The 1900-nt window shown below is 63.7% G+C and carries 2 protein-coding genes; one reads left to right on the forward strand and one right to left on the reverse strand.

Going from position 1 to position 1900, the window contains the following annotated elements; genetic code table 11:
• A partial coding sequence (locus ACNA7R_RS20160) for a M28 family metallopeptidase (protein ID WP_416285322.1) occupies positions 1–780 on the forward strand: 780 nt, incomplete at its 5' end.
• 73 nt (positions 781–853) lie between these two features.
• Here the strand turns inward: ACNA7R_RS20160 and ACNA7R_RS20165 are convergent.
• A complete protein-coding gene (locus tag ACNA7R_RS20165) occupies positions 854–1738 on the reverse strand; it encodes an NAD-dependent epimerase/dehydratase family protein (RefSeq protein ID WP_416285323.1) in 885 nt (294 codons plus the stop codon).
• Positions 1739–1900 lie beyond the last annotated feature (162 nt).

Below are 1900 nucleotides of genomic sequence, written 5' to 3' on the forward strand. Positions count from 1 at the left end.
GAACTGGGTGCGCGGCTCGTTCGCGCCTGCAAGCGTGAACGGACGACCGCCACTCTCAACGTCGACTGTGAGAACGAACGCATGACCTCGCAGTCGGTCACGGCGACCCTCGGACCCGATATGGAGCGCGAAGTTCTCGTGACGGCACATCACGACGCACACGACATCTCCGAAGGGGCGACCGACAACGCCGCCGGCTGTGCGGCCGTCGCCGAAGTGGCGCGGTTGCTGGCGACCATGGAGGAATCCCTCGAGACGCGGGTTCGGTTCGTCACCTTCGGCGCGGAGGAACTCCACCTCCTGGGAAGCGAGGCGTGGACCGCGGACACCGATCCGGAGACGATAAAGACGGTGATCAACCTCGACGGGATCGGCTCGTCGCGAGATCCGGTCGTCTCGACTCACGGCATCGACGCCATCGACGCCACGTTCCGGGAGGTGAGCGACGAGCTGGGCGTGCCAATCGAGCGCGACGGCGGTCTGGTTCCCTGGGGCGATCAGTGGCCGTTCGTCTACCGCGGTGTGCCGGGCGCGATGGTGTCTTCGAAAGCCGAAAGCGACGCCCTCAGGGGGTGGGGACACACGCACGCCGATACCCTCGATAAGGTCGACCGACGCGACCTCCGGGCACTCGCAGTTTCGGTTGCAGCTGCGGTCTGTAAACTGGCCGAAGCGGACAGGGAGGTGGATCGACGCTCCCCCGACGCGGTTCGCCAGAGAGCGATCGACGAGGGCCACGCCGAAGGGATGCGACTCACCGGCGTGTGGCCCTGGGACTGAGAACTGGTGCAGCGGGGTCGACTTTCCCGACCCATCTGATGATCGGACCGCAAACGCGTCGGGAGACGCCGGCTCAGAGGAAACTCGGTCCCGGAACCTCGTCGTCCTCGGCGGTGCGCCAGGTGTGTTCGGGCTGCCAGCCGAGTTCGGTACGCGCCTTCTCCGTCGTATATACGGATTCTTCGCCGGAAAGCGCACACTCAGACGGCAGGTCGCCGAACACTGTCTCGATAGTGTCGGCGGTCCGCCGGCCGAGGTAGTTGTCCTCGGCGACCGCGAGATACGGTTCGTGGCCGTCAACGTCCGCGTCTATCGCCGTCTGGATGAACGAGCCGAGGTCGCGGATGTCGACGTACGACCAGAAATTTCCCGATCGGTCGGCCGTCGTGGGATCGAACGACTCGCGGATCGCCGTCGTGTCGTACCGACCAGGATAGTTCACCCAGGACGGACGCACGGAGACGACCGAGATCCCGTACCGCCGAACGGCCATTTGTGCGATCTGTTCGCCGACGACCTTCGATAGTCCGTAGGCGTCTTCGGGCCGGTACGGGTGGGACTCGTCGATCGGGAAGTAATCAGGGAGCCACACCTCCTGTGCGAACGGCGTCCCGTAGATGCTTTCACTCGAGGTCCAGACCACGTCGGCCTCGACCGTTCCTGCTGCAACCAGCGTATTGTACGTACACATGACATTGTTCCGGAACGTCTCGGTGCCAGGTTTGACCCCCATATACGGAATCGAGGCGCAGTGGACCACTGTGTCTGGCCGGACGGTCTGGACGAGCTCCCAGGTCTGGCCCTGGTCGGTCAGGTCAGCTGCGTAAAACTGTGCGTTCACTCGCGTTCCCGGTGGTCGTTCCACGTCGACGCCGACGACATCGTGTCCTTCGTCGGCGAGTCGGTCGATCGTCCAACTTCCGATTCCACCCGTTGCCCCGGTGACGAGTACGGTCATATCCGAACTACCCGGAGAAACGCAAATAAGCGTCGGTATAGCGGCAATCTGCTGCTCGGACGTGCCGAACTGTCTGCGGGTTTTGCACACCGACCGCGACAGTGGTTCGATAGCAGGACGTCGACAGCGGTCAGTATCGACTGCGATACCGGTCACGACGAT

The sequence above is a fragment of the Natronococcus sp. genome (assembly GCF_047921035.1).
Taxonomy (GTDB): Archaea; Halobacteriota; Halobacteria; order Halobacteriales; family Natrialbaceae; genus Natronococcus.